Source organism: Mesorhizobium sp. B2-4-6, from assembly GCF_006442775.1.
GTDB lineage: Bacteria > Pseudomonadota > Alphaproteobacteria > Rhizobiales > Rhizobiaceae > Mesorhizobium.
In genome coordinates this window covers 206,095-220,029 of record NZ_VFVI01000011.1, presented here as the reverse complement: position 1 = coordinate 220,029, position 13,935 = coordinate 206,095, and the positions used below count along the sequence as shown (strand labels likewise).

Sequence of the window (13,935 nt, the reverse complement as noted above, 5' to 3'; positions counted from 1 at the left end):
CGTGATAGCGCAGCGGCTGGCGCTTGCGGATCGAGACCTTGCCCTCGAAGAAGCCGGCATCGTCGCGGCGCGAGAGCTCGCCGACCTCCTTGCCGGTCAGCGTATAGGCGGTGACGAATTCCGCGTTGGGCACGAAGCAGCGGGCGACAAAGCCCTTGCCGGCTTCCTGCACGCCCAGGACCGAGAAAGGATCGCCATGCGTTCCGGCGACAATCGCCGCGACATCGCCGGCTGGCGCCAGTCCGTCCGGCCCGCTTGTCGCAGCGGTCGCGCGCGGCTTCCTCATCAGGCGGTGTTCCCTCCCCGGGCGTTATTTTGTTTTGTGCATGTCGTTGCCCCAAAACCGCTACGCACTTTTGGGCGACATGCACGACACCACATTGTTCGTGATCTCATGCAATCATATCAGACGGGTACGTTCCAGATTTCTTTCGCATATTGGCGGATCGTGCGATCGGACGAGAACCAACCCATGCGAGCAACGTTGTGGATGGCGCGTGCGTTCCAATCGGGGCTGTCGCGCCAGACGCGGTCCACCTCGCGCTGGCATGCGGCGTAGGAATCGAAGTCGGCCGCCACCATGAACCAGTCGCTGCTGTAGAGCCCGTTCATGAGGTCGCGGTAGCGATTGGGGTCATCGGGCGAGAAGACGCCGGACGAGATCGCCGCGACGGCCTGTGACAATTCAGGGGACGCCTCGATGATGCCGCGCGGATTGTAGCCATTGTTGCGCCGATCGGCGACCTCCGCGGTGGTGAGGCCGAAGATGAAGATGTTGTCGTCGCCGACATGTTCCTTCATCTCGACATTGGCGCCGTCGAGCGTGCCGATGGTGAGCGCGCCGTTCATGCCGAACTTCATGTTGCCGGTGCCGGATGCTTCCATGCCGGCGGTCGATATCTGCTCGGAAAGATCGGCGGCGGGCATCAGCATTTCGGCCAGGCTGACATTGTAGTTCGGCACGAACACCACCTTCAGCAGGCCGCGCACCGACGGATCGCCGTTGATGACTTTCGCGACGTCGTTGGCCAGTTTGATGATCAGCTTGGCGTTGTGGTAGCTCGGCGCCGCTTTGCCGCCGAAGATCTTGACGCGCGGCATCCAGTCTCGCTCGGGATGCGAGCGTATCTGGTCGTAGAGCGCGATCGCCTCGATGATGTTGAGGAGCTGGCGCTTGTATTCGTGGATGCGCTTGACCTGGATATCGAACAGCGCCGAGGGGTCGAGCCGAATGCCGAGCCGGTCGGCGATCAGGTTGGCGAGCTTCACCTTGTTCTGCCGCTTCACGGCGGCGAATTTTTCACGGAAAGCCGCGTCGTCGGCGAGCGGATCGAGATCCTTGATCGCCTCGATGTCGTCCATGAAGCGGTCGCCGATCGCCTCGCGGGCAAGCGAGGTCAGGCCCGGATTGCACTGGATCAGCCAGCGCCTGGGCGTGATGCCGTTGGTCTTGTTGTTGATGCGGCCGGGATAGAGCTTGTGGAGATCGGCGAACACCGTCTCCTTCATCAGCTCGGTGTGCAGGGCCGAGACGCCGTTGATCGAATGCGAGCCGACGAAGGCCAGATTGCCCATGCGCACGCGGCGGTCGCCATTTTCCTGGATCAGCGAGATGCGGGCGATCTGATCGCTCGAGAACTGGTTGGTGGCGCGGGCCTCGAGCAGCACCTGCGCATTGATGGCATAGACGATCTGCATGTGGCGCGGCAGCAGACGTTCGAACAGCGGCACCGGCCAGCTTTCCAGCGCCTCGGGCAACAGCGTGTGATTGGTGTAGCCGAAGGTGCGCTTGGTGATGTCCCAGGCCTGGTCGAAGTCCATGCCGTGGACGTCCATCAGGAGCCGCATCAGCTCCGGCACGGCGACCGCGGGATGGGTGTCGTTAAGGTGGATCGCCGCCTTGTCGGGCAGCGATTTCAGGTCGCCATACTGGCTGAGATGACGCTGCACGATGTCCTGCAGCGAGGCGGTGGAGAAGAAATACTCCTGCCGCAGCCTCAACTCCTGCCCGGCCATGTGGGAATCTGCCGGATAGAGCACGCGCGACAGCGCGTCGGCCTTGTTGCTTTCGGCCAGCGCGCCGATGTGGTCGCCGGCGTTGAACTTGTCGAGCAGGATCGGATCGATCGGCATGCCGGACCAAAGTCTCAGCGTGTTGACGCGCCTGGCATGCCAGCCGGCGACGGGCGTGTCGTAGGCAACCGCCAGCACATGCTCGGTCGGCTTCCAGACGTGGCGTTCGAGCCGGCCGTCCTTGGAGGTGATCGATTCCACCGAGCCGCCGAAGCCGACCTCGAAGGAGCGCTCGCGCCGCTCGAACTCCCAAGGGTTGCCGTGGTCGAGCCAGGTCTCCGGCAGCTCGACCTGCCAGCCGCCGTGGATTTCCTGGCGGAACATGCCGTTGGCGTAGCGGATGCCGTAGCCATGGGCGGGGATATCGACGGTCGCCATGCTTTCCATGAAGCAGGCGGCGAGACGGCCGAGGCCGCCATTGCCGAGCGCGGCGTCCGGTTCGAGCCCCGCGATGAGGTCGAGGTCGACGCCGAGGGAGGACAGCGCCTCGCGCATGTTCTCCATCAGGCCGAGATTGGAGAAGGCGTCGCGCATCAGGCGCCCGATCAGGAATTCCAGCGAAAGGTAATAGACGCGTTTTTCCTGCTGGTCGTAGGCTTCCTTGGTTGCCTGCATCCAGTGGTCGACGATGCGGTCGCGGACGACCTTGATCGAAGCCGTCAGCCAGTCGTAGGGCGTGGCGACGGTGGTGTCCTTGCCGACCCGGTATTTGAGCGACAGCAGGACTTCCTCGGCGAGCGTCTTGGGATCGGGATTGTCGAGGACTGGGACTTCGATCGTCATGGCGGGTGTCATTTCGTCTCTCGTTCAACTGGCCTGATCATAGCGGCTTTCACCGTTCCTCCCAGCCTATCTTAGTGCGTTGCAGCATAGGTTCAATCGATTTAAGCGGGCCGCGTTCCACATCCCCGCGACAATGCGGCGCGATCAGGCCGCCAATACCTCCGGCGGTGCCTTGGCGCCGGTCATGAAGGCGACGGCGTCGGACATTGTATATTGCTTCGGATCGATGACGGCGAGGCGACGGCCCAGGCGATGGATGTGGATGCGGTCGGCCACCTCGAAGACATGCGGCATGTTGTGCGAGATGAGCACGATCGGCAGACCGCGCTTCTTGACGTCGAGCATCAGCTCCAGCACGCGGCGGCTTTCCTTGACGCCGAGCGCCGCGGTCGGCTCGTCCATGATCACGACGCGGCTGCCGAAGGCGGCAGCGCGGGCCACGGCAACACCCTGGCGCTGGCCGCCCGACAGCGTTTCGACCGACTGGTTGATGTTCTGGATGGTCATCAGCCCAAGCTCGGACAGTTTCTCGCGGGCGATGCGCGCCATGGCCGAGCGGTCGAGCCTCCTCAGCCATTGCCCGGCGAAGCCCGGTTTGCGCAGTTCCCGGCCAAGGAACATGTTGTCGGCGATCGACAGCGCCGGCGACAGGGCCAGGTTCTGGTAGACGGTCTCGATGCCGGCCATGCGCGCCTCGATCGGCGAGCGGAAATGCACCGGCTGGCCGTTGAGCTCGATCGCGCCGGAATCCGGGATGACCGCGCCGCAGAGCGCCTTCACCAGCGTCGACTTGCCGGCGCCGTTGTCGCCGATGACGGCAAGTATCTCGCCCGGCATCAGGTCGAAATCGGCATTGTCGAGAGCGACCACCCTGCCGTAGCGCTTGTTGAGGCCCTTGGCCTGAAGAATGGGGACCTGATGAATCGACTGGGTGCTCATGCCGAAATCTTCCTGATCCACTGATCGATGGTGACGGCGAGGATGATGAGGATACCGACGGTGAACTCCTGCCAGAGCGAGTCGACGCCGGCGAGCGCCAGGCCATTGCGGAAGACGCCGACGATCAACGCGCCGAACAATGTCCCGACGATCGAGCCGCGGCCCCCGAACAACGAGGTGCCGCCGATCACCACGGCGGTAATGGCATCGAGATTGGCGGTCTGGTTGCCGAGCGGGCTTGCCGCGCCGATGCGACCGATAAGCGCCCAGGCGGCGACGGCGCAGATGAAGCCGGCCAGCGTGTAGACGGCAATGAACACGCCGCGGGTGTTGATGCCGGCGAGGCGTGCGGCTTCGTCGTCGTCCCCGGTTGCGTAGACATGGCGGCCGAAGGCGGTGCGGTTCAACACATACCAGATGATCAGAGCCGTCAGGATCATGGCGATGGCGCCGTAGGTCAGCACCGCGCCGCCACCCAACCTGATCGTATGGCCCAGCCACTGCAGCAGCGGTCCCGCCGCCTCGATGTCCTGGGCGCGCACGGTCTCGGAATGCGAGACGTAGATGACCATCGCGCCATAGACGCTCCAGGTGCCGAGCGTGACGATGAAGGGTGGCAGCTTGATCACCGCCACCAGCAGGCCGTTGATCAGGCCGCAGACAAGACCGGTGAGCAGGCCCAGCACGAAACTCAATTCGACCGGCACGCCGTAGGTTACGGTCAGCCTGCCCATGACGATGGACGACAGCACCATCATGGCGCCGACCGAAAGATCGATGCCGGCGGTCAGGATGACCAGCGTCTGGGCGATGCCCAGAAAGGCGATGATGGTGACTTGTTGCAGCACCAGCGAAAGATTGAACGGCGCGAAGAAGCGCCCGCCCGCCGCGACCGAGAAAATCAAAACGCCGATGACCAGGACAATGAACGGGATGGCCGTGGGATATTCGTGCAAGAAGCGCTGCAGGGTTTTTACAAATGAACCCCGGTCCTCATCAAAACTCGCCACGGACTGGTCGTGGCCCTGAAGGCCGCGCTCGGCCGAGACCGAGCCGGTTGTGTCGTCGCTCATCTTTATCCCCTCCCAGGATCCCGTGTTTCGGGAAAGGGCGGCCGGAGCCGCCCTTTCAGTGAGTTTAGTCCGTTATTGCGGGTCTTAGGAAGGCGTCAGCCCCAGCAAAGTTCCGCGCCCTTCTTGCTGTCGATCGACTCGACGCCATTGACGGGCTTGTCGGTGATCAGCGTGGCGCCGGTGTCGAAGAACTCCTTGCCGGGGGTCGGCTTCGGCTTTTCGCCGGTCTTGGCGAACTTCTCGATCGCTTCCATGGCCATGGCGGCCATCTTCAGCGGATATTGCTGCGAGGTCGCGCCGATGACGCCGGCCGCGACATTCTTGACGCCCGGGCAACCGCCGTCGATCGAAACCACCAGCACCGAGCCGTCATCCTTGCCGGCCGCCTTGAGCGCCTGGTAGCCACCGGCCGCCGCCGGCTCGTTGATCGTGTACATCACGCTCACGTCCGGGCACTTCTGCAGCAGCGTTTCCATGGCGGTGCGGCCGCCATCCTCGGCGCCGCCGGTCATCTCGTGGCCGCAGATGCGCGCGTCGTCCTCGTCGCCGTATTTCTTCGGATCCTTGATGTCGATGCCGAAGCCCTTCATGAAGCCCTGGTCGCGCAGATAGTCGACGGTCGGCTGGTTGGTGGCGAGGTCGAGGAAGGCGATCTTGGCGCTCGAGGCCTTGTCGCCAAGCGTGCCCTTGGCCCACTCACCGATCAGCTCACCTGCCTTGAAATTGTCGGTCGCGAAAGTGGCGTCCGCCGCGTCGATCGGATCGAGCGGCGTGTCGAGCACGATGACCAGCAGGCCAGCATCACGCGCCTTCTTGATGGTCGGCACGATGGCGCTGGAATCGCTCGGCACAATGGCGAAGCCCTTGGCGCCGGCCGAGATCAGGTTCTCGATGGCCGCGACCTGGCTGTCATTGTCGCCGTCGAACTTACCGGCAAAGGTCTGCAGCGTGAGGCCGAGTTCCTTGGCCTTGGCCTGCGCGCCTTCGCGCATCTTGACGAAGAACGGGTTGCCCTCGGTCTTGGTTATCAGGCCGACGATGTCGGCGGCATACGAGGCCGTGGCCATCGCGCCGTAAAAGGCAAGACCGGCAACGGCCGCCTTCAGGATAGTCCATTTACGCATGATTTCCTCCCAGTGAACCACTCCGGCGCCGGCCAACCGGCGCCTGCGGAGCGCCCACCGAAGTTCTCCCAGTGTGGGCGCGATGTCAAAAAGACACCAGTCCGTAACCGCTGTCAATAATTAAATCACTCTTATTTATTATTGACACTCTTGCGCTGTTCACCCATTCTGAACGAAAAGCATCGAGGGGAAACAGACGGGAGGAACAGGGTGGAGACCGGCATTGCGAGGCACGGTTCGCCCGAGGCTTTGGAAAGCCGGCTGCATCGCGGCACCAACCAGAGCGGCATGCGCGACCACAATGAGCGGCTCGTGCTGTCCCTGGTGCGCCAGCATGGCAGCCTGGCCAAATCCGACATTGCGCGCATGACCGGGCTGTCTGCTCAGACAGTGTCGGTGATCATGCGCGAGCTCGAGGAAGACAAGCTGCTCGTGCGCCAGGCGCCGCTGCGCGGCAAGATCGGCCAACCTTCGATCCCGATGGCGCTCAATCCGGAAGGCGCCTTTTTCATCGGCCTCAAGATCGGCCGCCGCAGCGCCGAGCTCGTGCTGATAGACTTCCTCGGCAATGTGCGCGCCATGCTGCAGCATTCCTACCGCTATCCCGCACCGCGCGAGACCGTCGAGTTCGTCACCGCCGGCATCGAGACGATGCGCGGCGAGCTGACGCCGGCGCAGGACAAGCGCATTGCCGGGCTCGGCATCGCCATGCCGTTCGAGCTATGGAACTGGGCAGACACGGCCGGCGCGCCGCGCGAGATCATGGACGAATGGCGCCATCGCGACATCCGCGCAGACATCCAGGGGCAGTGCGAGTTCCCCGTCTACCTGCAGAACGACGCGACTTCGGCTTGCGGCGCGGAGCTCGTCTTCGGACGAGCGGGCGGAGCGCGCGATTTCGTCTATTTCTACATCGGCGCCTTCGCCGGCGGCGGCATCGTGCTCAACGGCCGCCTCTACAGCGGGCCGAACGGCAACGCCGGCGCGCTGGGCTCGATGCCGGTGCCCGGGCCGGACGGCAAACCGACGCAGCTCATCGACGTCGCCTCGATCGCGATGCTGGAAAGGGCGCTCTCCGCCAAGGGCATCGACGGCACCTATCTGTGGACCTCGCCGCAGGAATGGGGCGAGATCGGCGCCGATCTCGACGAGTGGATCGCCAGCGCCTCGCGGGCGCTCGCCTATGCCATTGTCGCTGCCTCGTCGGTCATCGATTTCGAAGCGGCGGTTATCGACGGCTGGATGCCGCTCGAGGTGCGGCGCCGGCTGGTCGATGCCGTCACGGAAGCGATCGCCCGCATCGATGCCGAAGGACTGAAACTGCCTGTCGTGCGCGAGGGAACGGTCGGCATCCACGCACGCGCCATGGGCGGCGCCAGCCTGCCGCTCTCCGAGCGCTTCCTGATCGGACCGAATACGTCCGGGGGCGCCTGACCATGCTGATCGGCATCCCGCCGCTGCTCGGGCCCCGGTTCCTGGCGACGCTCAGGGCAATGGGCCATGGCGACGAGATCGCGATCGTCGACGGCAATTATCCGGCCGAGGAACAGGCGCGGCGGCTGATCCGCGCGGACGGCCACAACGTCATAGCCGTCCTCGACGCCGTGCTCAGCGTGCTGCCGGTGGACGAGGCGGTGCCAGAGGCGCTGTTCCGTGCCTCGGTCAAGGGCGACCCGGCGCTCGCCGACCCCGTGCATCGCGAGATGGAAGCGGTTTGCGCCAGGCGCGCGCCGGGCCACAAGGTGGTTGCGCTGGCCGGGCCCGACTTCTATGCACGCGTCAAGGCCGCGCACGCCATCGTGGCGACCAGCGAACCCAGGCTCTTTGCCAACATCATCATCCGCAAGGGCGTGATCCATCCGCCGGAGACCAAGACGACATGATCCTTTGCTGTGGCGAAGCCCTGATCGACATGCTGCCGCGCACCACGACGGAAGGCGAAGCGGCCTTCGCGCCCTATGTCGGCGGCGCGGTGTTCAACTCGGCGATTGCGCTCGGCCGGCTCGGCGCCCCGGCAGGCTTCTTTTCCGGCCTCTCCTCCGACCTGTTCGGCGGCCAATTCCGCGACGCGCTCGGCGCCAGCAAGGTGAGTTCCACCTATGCGCACACCTCCCCTCGCCCGACCACGCTCGCCTTCGTGCGGCTCACCAACGGCCAGGCGACCTACACTTTCTATGACGAGAACACCGCCGGGCGCATGCTGACCATCGAGGACCTGCCGAAGCTCGGCTCGGAAATCGAGGCGATGCTGTTCGGCGCCATCAGCCTGATCTCCGAGCCGGCGGGCTCGGCCTATGAGGAATTCATGCGACGCGAGCACCAAAGCCGCGTCATGATGCTCGACCCCAACATCCGGCCGAACTTCATCCCGGACAAGGCCAAGCATCTCAGACGCATCCGCGAGATGATGGCGATGGCCGACATCGTGAAATTGTCGGACGAGGACCTCAAATGGTTCGACGAGGCCGGCTCGCACGAGGATGTGGTGCGCAACTGGCTGGAGCGTGGGCCCGAGCTGATCGTCGTCACCCATGGCAGCGAAGGCGCCGTCGGCTACAGCAAGGCGCACAAGGTCACGGTCATGCCGCAGAAGGTGAAGGTCATCGACACGGTCGGCGCCGGCGACACGTTCAATGCCGGCATCCTGGCCTCCCTGCATGAGCAGGGTCTGCTCACCAAGGCGGCGATCGGCAACCTTCCGGAAGAAGCGATCCGCAAGGCGCTGGAACTTGGCGCCAGCGCGGCGGCGGTAACGGTTTCGCGAGCCGGCGCCAATCCGCCCTGGCGCCACGAAATCGCCTGATCCGGCGCGGGGACGGACGCGAGCCCATCCTTCGCGGCCGATCACTTTATGTTTCCCATCGGTGGAACGACGCGACAAGAGGGGCAGGAAAACACCTCTCAAAGCTCGGATTTCCGGCTTTTTCAGGCATTGCGCCGGCAAAGTCGGTAACACGCTGCGACACATAAGCAATCTGCGCCGGCCGCCGCCGGCTTTCTCAGCCGGTTCAAGTCTGTTACCAGCGGGCCGGTTTTACAGGCATTGAGGCCGACATGCAGTTCATCGATCTTGGCGCACAGCGCGAACGTATCCGCGACCGGCTGAAGGTCGCTATCGACAAAGTCGTCGAGGACGGCCGCTATATCCTCGGTCCGCAGGTCACCGAATTCGAGAACAAGCTGGCGGCCTATATCGGCGTCAAGCATGTGGTCGCCTGCGCCAACGGCACCGATGCTCTGCTTCTGCCGCTGTTTGCCGCCGGCATCGGCCCAGGCGATGCGGTGTTCGTGCCGAGCTTCACCTTCGCCGCCACCGCCGAAGTGGTGGCGCTAGCCAAGGCCGAGCCGGTCTTCGTCGACGTCGACCGCGACACCTACAACATCGATATCGCCAGCCTCGAGGCGGCGATCGAGATGATCAAGAAGGAAGGAAGGCTGAAGCCGAGGGCGATCATCCCCGTCGACCTGTTCGGGCTCTCCGCGGACTACGAGGCGATCATGGCGATCGCCAAGCGCGAGAACCTTCTGGTGATCGAGGATGCCGCGCAGTCGATGGGCGGTTCCGCCGACGTCACGATGTGCGGCGCTTTCGGCCATGTCGGCTCGACCAGCTTCTATCCGGCCAAGCCGCTTGGCTGCTATGGCGACGGCGGCGCCATGTTCACCAATGACGGCGCGCTGGCCGACAAGCTCCGCTCCTTCGCCTTCCACGGCAAGGGCGAGACGCAATATGACAATGTCCGCGTCGGCATCAATTCGCGCCTCGACACGCTGCAGGCGGCGATCCTGATCGAAAAGCTCGCCATCCTCGAGGATGAGATGATGGCGCGCCAGGTGGTCGCCGACCGCTATGCCAAGGGCCTCGGCGACATCGTCAAGGCGTCACGCAATCTTGGCCATGGCCGCTCGGCCTGGGCGCAGTATGCGATCGAGACGCCGAAACGCGACGGGCTCAAGGCGCATCTCGGCGAAAAGGGCATTCCGTCGGTGATCTATTATGTGAAGCCGCTGCACGAGCAGGTGGCCTACAAGGACTATCCGCGCACGCCGACCGGCCTTGCCGTCTCGGAAGCACTGCCCAAGCAAATCCTCTGCCTGCCGATGCACGCCTATTTGAGCGAGGCCGACCAGGACCGCATCATCGAGACGATCCGCAATTATATCGGGTCGAACTCGGCGCATGTGGCGGCGGCTTAAAGCCTGAAAGGTCGGCGCCGGGCGCCTCTGTCCCGCCGGCATCGATAATTGGCAACGCTGCCCTAAGCCGCGCTCTTCCCCGTTGCGATGAAATGCGGGTTGGCGAAATCGCTGTCGCTGGCCTGGTTGCGCTTGCCGTAGACCAGCGGCTCGCCTTCAAGGGTACGGGTCATGCCGCCGGCGGCGCGCAAGACCGCGTCGCCCGCCGCCGTATCCCATTCCATGGTGCGGCCGAAGCGCGGATAGACGTCGGCTTCCGCCGCGGCGAGCAGGCAGAATTTCAGCGACGAGCCGACCGAGACGATCTCGGCGGCGCCGAGGTCGCGGATGAAGGCATCGGTTTCAGGCGTGTTGTGCGAACGGCTGGCGACGACGGCGAGCGGCGTGCCCCCCGCCCGCACGGTGATCGGCCGGCGGCCGGCAATGCGATAATCGGCATCGACCTCGAGCGCCTCGGCCTTGCCCGGCCGTCCGGTGAAAAAACGCCCAGTGCAAGGCGCGAAGACGACACCGACTTCCGGCACGCCATGGCGGACCAGCGCGATGTTGACGGTGAAATCGGTGCGGCGATTGACGAATTCCTTGGTGCCGTCGAGGGGGTCGATCAGGAAGAAGGCGCCGTCGAGATCGGGCGTCGCAATGCCTGCAGCCACCTCTTCCTCGGCCACGCAGGGAATGTCCGGATAGGCGGCGCGCAGGCCGGCGAGGATGATCTTCTCGCTTTCGCGGTCGGCTTCGGTCACCGGCGAGGAGTCTGCCTTGCTGTCGACGGCACAGCCCTCGTGGAAGACCCGCATCACCTCGCGCCCGGCCTCGAGCGCCAGGCGCTCGAAAACGCCGAGCATCGCCTCGTCGTCAGATACCGCCGCCATTGTCGTACTGCTCCTCGGCAATGTCGCGCTCGGTCAGCCAATGTTCCAGGGCTTCCGCCATCTCCTGCGGGCTCCTGCCGAGGGTCTTCAGGTGAATTTCCGGATTCTCCGGCGCCTCATAAGGAGAATCCACGCCGGTGAAATTCTTGATCTCGCCGCTCAAGGCGCGCGCGTAAAGACCCTTCGGATCGCGCCTTGCGCATTCCTCGAACGGCGTGTCGACAAACACCTCGACGAACTCGCCCTCGGCCATCAGTTCGCGCGCCACGCGCCGCTCGGCGGCGAAGGGCGAGATGAAGGAGACGATGACGATCAGGCCGGCATCGGCCATCAACTTGGCCACCTCGGCGACACGGCGGATGTTTTCCACGCGGTCGGCGTCGGTGAAGCCGAGATCGCGATTGAGGCCGTGGCGGACATTGTCGCCGTCGAGGATATAGGTGTGTCGCCCGGACGCGAACAGCTTCTTCTCGAACAAATTGGCGATGGTCGACTTGCCGGAACCGGAGAGCCCGGTGAACCAGAACACCGCCGGACGCTGGTTCTTCAAGTCGGAGCGGCCGCGCTTGCCGACATCGAGCGACTGCCAATGGATGTTTTCGGCGCGGCGCAGCGAATGCAGGATCATGCCGGCGCCGACGGTGGCGTTGGTGATGCGGTCGATCAGGATGAAGGCGCCGGTGGTGCGGTTCTCGGCGAACGAATCGAAGGCGATCGGCGCGCGGGTCGAGAGGTTGCAGACGCCGACCTCGTTGATGTCGAGCGACTTCGCCGCCTCACGCGCGAAATCGTTGACGTTGACCCGGTATTTCAGCTCGGTGACGGTGGCGCTGACCTGATCGGTTTCGGTGCGCAAGACGTAGGAGCGGCCAGGCAGCAGCGCCTGCTCGTCGAACCAGACGATGTTGGCGGCGAACTGATCGGCGACCTGCGGTCTTGCCGAGGGCGACACCAGCATGTTGCCGCGCGACACCTCGACCTCGTCCTCGAGGACGAGCGTGATCGCCTGGCCGGCGACCGCCTGCTCGAGATCGCCGCCCTGCGCGACGATGCGCTTGACCCTGGATGCCTTGCCCGACTTGGCGACGACGACCTCGTCTCCTTCCGAGACAGTGCCCGAAGCGATGGTGCCGGCAAAGCCACGGAAATCGAGGTTTGGGCGGTTCACATACTGGACGGGGAAGCGGAAGGGCAGCTCGACGGCGGCCTCGTCGACCGACACGGTTTCGAGATGCTCGATCAGCGATGGCCCGGAATACCAGGGCGTGCGCTCGGAGCGGCTGGTGACGTTGTCGCCGAAGCGCGCCGACATCGGGATCGGCACGATGCTGACGAAGCCGAGCTCCTTCGCGAACTCGCCATAGTCGGTGACGATCCGGTCGAACGCGGTCTCGTCGAAGCCGACGAGGTCGATCTTGTTGACCGCAAGCACGATGTGGCGGATGCCGAGCAGCGAAGCGATGATCGAATGGCGTCTGGTCTGGCGCAGCACGCCCTGGCGCGCATCGATCAGCACGATGGCCAGATCGGCGGTCGAGGCGCCGGTCGCCATATTGCGCGTATACTGCTCATGGCCGGGCGTGTCGGCAACGATGAACTTGCGCTTGGGCGTGGCGAAGAAGCGATAGGCGACATCGATGGTGATGCCTTGCTCGCGCTCCGCCTCCAGCCCGTCCACCAACAGCGCGAAGTCGATGTCGTCGCCGGTGGTGCCGTGCTTGCGCGAATCCTTCTCGAGCGCCGCAAGCTGGTCCTCGAAGATCTGCTTGGTGTCGGAGAGCAGACGGCCGATCAGCGTCGACTTGCCGTCGTCGACCGAGCCGCAGGTGAGAAAGCGCAGCAGCGACTTCTTCTCCTGCGCGGCCATGTAGTCGCGGATCGAATCGGTCGGGGCGAGGCTCTTGGCCATGATGTGGCGCATTATCAGAAATAGCCCTCGCGCTTCTTCTTTTCCATAGAACCTGCCTCGTCGCGATCGATGAGGCGACCCTGGCGCTCGGAGGTGCGGGCGGTCAGCATCTCGCCGACGATGGCCTCCAGCGTGTCGGCGTCGGACTCGATCGCGCCGGTCAGCGGGTAGCAGCCCAGCGTGCGGAAGCGCACGAGCCGGTTCTCGACCGCCTCGCCGGGGCGCAGTTGCATGCGGTCGTCGTCCTTCATGATCAGCATGCCGTCGCGCTCGACCACCGGCCGCTCCTTGGCGAAATAGAGCGGCACGATCGGGATCTTCTCCTGCAGGATGTACTGCCAGATATCGAGCTCGGTCCAGTTGGACAGCGGGAAGACGCGGATAGACTCACCCGGCGCGATGCGGGTGTTGAAGATCTTCCACATTTCCGGCCGCTGGTTCTTCGGGTCCCAGGAATGCTGCGCGTTGCGGAAGGAGAAGATGCGCTCCTTGGCGCGCGACTTCTCCTCGTCGCGGCGGGCGCCGCCGAAGGCGGCATCGAAGCCGTATTTGTCGAGCGCCTGGCGCAACGCCACCGTCTTCATCACATGGGTGTGGGTGTTGGAGCCATGATCGAAGGGGTTGATGCCCTCGCGAACGCCATCCTCATTGACATGGACCAAAAGGTCGAAGCCAAGCTTCTGCGCCATCTGATCGCGAAAGGCGATCATCTCGCGGAACTTCCAGGTGGTGTCGACATGCAGGAACGGGAAAGGCGGCTTGGCCGGATAGAAGGCCTTCATCGCCAGATGCATCAGCACGGACGAATCCTTGCCGACCGAATAGAGCATCACCGGCTTGGAGAAAGATGCCGCGACCTCGCGGAAGATGTGGATGGATTCGGCCTCGAGCCGCTGCAGATGCGTGAGCGCGATATTCATGGAGCGTCGAGCGTTCTCTCGTGCCGTGGAGCGGAAATCTTGCGT

At 64.3% G+C, this 13,935-nt stretch carries 11 protein-coding genes and 1 pseudogene; 4 read left to right on the top strand and 8 right to left on the bottom strand.

Translation table 11 applies throughout. The features are described 5' to 3' along the window. The 5 genes and pseudogenes from FJ957_RS24725 to FJ957_RS24705 form a co-directional block, all read right to left on the bottom strand. Nucleotides 1-286, bottom strand: a pseudogene (locus FJ957_RS24725) (1,4-alpha-glucan branching enzyme); the annotation flags it as partial. Nucleotides 287-405: 119 nt separating this feature from the next. Continuing rightward, the gene (locus FJ957_RS24720; RefSeq protein ID WP_140835416.1) at nt 406-2,868 is read right to left on the bottom strand and encodes a glycogen/starch/alpha-glucan phosphorylase; all 2,463 of its coding nucleotides are present in this window, start codon (nt 2,866-2,868) and stop codon (nt 406-408) included. 132 nt (nt 2,869-3,000) lie between these two features. Beyond that, nucleotides 3,001-3,795 carry an ATP-binding cassette domain-containing protein gene (locus FJ957_RS24715; protein ID WP_246685954.1) on the bottom strand — a complete coding sequence of 265 codons (795 nt, stop codon included), beginning with the start codon at nt 3,793-3,795 and terminating at the stop codon, nt 3,001-3,003. Continuing rightward, on the bottom strand, nt 3,792-4,868 hold the full coding sequence (locus tag FJ957_RS24710; protein ID WP_140835415.1) for an ABC transporter permease: 1,077 nt from the start codon (nt 4,866-4,868) through the stop codon (nt 3,792-3,794). Before FJ957_RS24710 ends, FJ957_RS24715 begins: the two co-directional genes overlap by 4 nt. A 95-nt stretch (nt 4,869-4,963) precedes the next feature. Beyond that, on the bottom strand, nt 4,964-5,992 hold the full coding sequence (locus FJ957_RS24705) for a sugar ABC transporter substrate-binding protein (RefSeq protein WP_140643399.1): 1,029 nt from the start codon (nt 5,990-5,992) through the stop codon (nt 4,964-4,966). 210 nt (nt 5,993-6,202) lie between these two features. On the opposite strand from FJ957_RS24705, the gene FJ957_RS24700 reads away from it, so the two are divergent. The 4 genes from FJ957_RS24700 to FJ957_RS24685 all read left to right on the top strand — a co-directional run bounded on the left by FJ957_RS24700 (nt 6,203) and on the right by FJ957_RS24685 (nt 10,189). Then, complete coding sequence (locus FJ957_RS24700) at nt 6,203-7,426, top strand: ROK family transcriptional regulator (protein WP_140835414.1); 1,224 nt, start codon at nt 6,203-6,205, stop codon at nt 7,424-7,426. 2 nt (nt 7,427-7,428) lie between these two features. Further along, nucleotides 7,429-7,875, top strand: a complete 447-nt coding sequence (locus FJ957_RS24695; RefSeq protein ID WP_140835413.1) for an RbsD/FucU domain-containing protein — start codon at nt 7,429-7,431, stop codon at nt 7,873-7,875. Beyond that, nucleotides 7,872-8,795, top strand: coding sequence for a carbohydrate kinase (locus FJ957_RS24690; RefSeq protein WP_140835412.1), 924 nt, complete (start codon nt 7,872-7,874; stop codon nt 8,793-8,795). The genes FJ957_RS24695 and FJ957_RS24690 overlap by 4 nt, the downstream gene beginning before the upstream one ends. A gap of 251 nt (nt 8,796-9,046) precedes the next feature. Continuing rightward, the gene (locus FJ957_RS24685; protein WP_140835411.1) at nt 9,047-10,189 is read left to right on the top strand and encodes a DegT/DnrJ/EryC1/StrS aminotransferase family protein; all 1,143 of its coding nucleotides are present in this window, start codon (nt 9,047-9,049) and stop codon (nt 10,187-10,189) included. 62 nt (nt 10,190-10,251) lie between these two features. On the opposite strand, the gene cysQ is transcribed toward FJ957_RS24685, so the two are convergent. Genes cysQ through cysD form a run of 3 tightly spaced genes read right to left on the bottom strand, consistent with a single transcriptional unit; the run spans nt 10,252 to nt 13,890 of the window. Next, nucleotides 10,252-11,034: a 3'(2'),5'-bisphosphate nucleotidase CysQ gene (cysQ, locus tag FJ957_RS24680; protein ID WP_181180701.1), complete on the bottom strand. Its 783-nt coding sequence runs from the start codon at nt 11,032-11,034 to the stop codon at nt 10,252-10,254. 10 nt (nt 11,035-11,044) lie between these two features. Next, nucleotides 11,045-12,982, bottom strand: coding sequence for a sulfate adenylyltransferase subunit CysN (cysN, locus tag FJ957_RS24675; RefSeq protein WP_140835409.1), 1,938 nt, complete (start codon nt 12,980-12,982; stop codon nt 11,045-11,047). A 2-nt stretch (nt 12,983-12,984) separates the two neighbouring features. Beyond that, nucleotides 12,985-13,890: a sulfate adenylyltransferase subunit CysD gene (cysD, locus tag FJ957_RS24670; protein WP_140835408.1), complete on the bottom strand. Its 906-nt coding sequence runs from the start codon at nt 13,888-13,890 to the stop codon at nt 12,985-12,987. Nucleotides 13,891-13,935 lie beyond the last annotated feature (45 nt).

Excerpts from the sequence above, each read along its gene's own strand:
- FJ957_RS24720 (WP_140835416.1), bottom strand. The coding sequence starts at position 2,868 with ATGACACCCGCCATGACGATCGAAGTCCCAGTCCTCGACAATCCCGAT.
- FJ957_RS24715 (WP_246685954.1), bottom strand. The coding sequence starts at position 3,795 with ATGAGCACCCAGTCGATTCATCAGGTCCCCATTCTTCAGGCCAAGGGC.
- FJ957_RS24710 (WP_140835415.1), bottom strand. The coding sequence starts at position 4,868 with ATGAGCGACGACACAACCGGCTCGGTCTCGGCCGAGCGCGGCCTTCAG.
- FJ957_RS24705 (WP_140643399.1), bottom strand. The coding sequence starts at position 5,992 with ATGCGTAAATGGACTATCCTGAAGGCGGCCGTTGCCGGTCTTGCCTTT.
- FJ957_RS24695 (WP_140835413.1), top strand. The coding sequence starts at position 7,429 with ATGCTGATCGGCATCCCGCCGCTGCTCGGGCCCCGGTTCCTGGCGACG.
- FJ957_RS24690 (WP_140835412.1), top strand. The coding sequence starts at position 7,872 with ATGATCCTTTGCTGTGGCGAAGCCCTGATCGACATGCTGCCGCGCACC.
- FJ957_RS24685 (WP_140835411.1), top strand. The coding sequence starts at position 9,047 with ATGCAGTTCATCGATCTTGGCGCACAGCGCGAACGTATCCGCGACCGG.
- cysQ (WP_181180701.1), bottom strand. The coding sequence starts at position 11,034 with ATGCTCGGCGTTTTCGAGCGCCTGGCGCTCGAGGCCGGGCGCGAGGTG.
- cysN (WP_140835409.1), bottom strand. The coding sequence starts at position 12,982 with ATGCGCCACATCATGGCCAAGAGCCTCGCCCCGACCGATTCGATCCGC.
- cysD (WP_140835408.1), bottom strand. The coding sequence starts at position 13,890 with ATGAATATCGCGCTCACGCATCTGCAGCGGCTCGAGGCCGAATCCATC.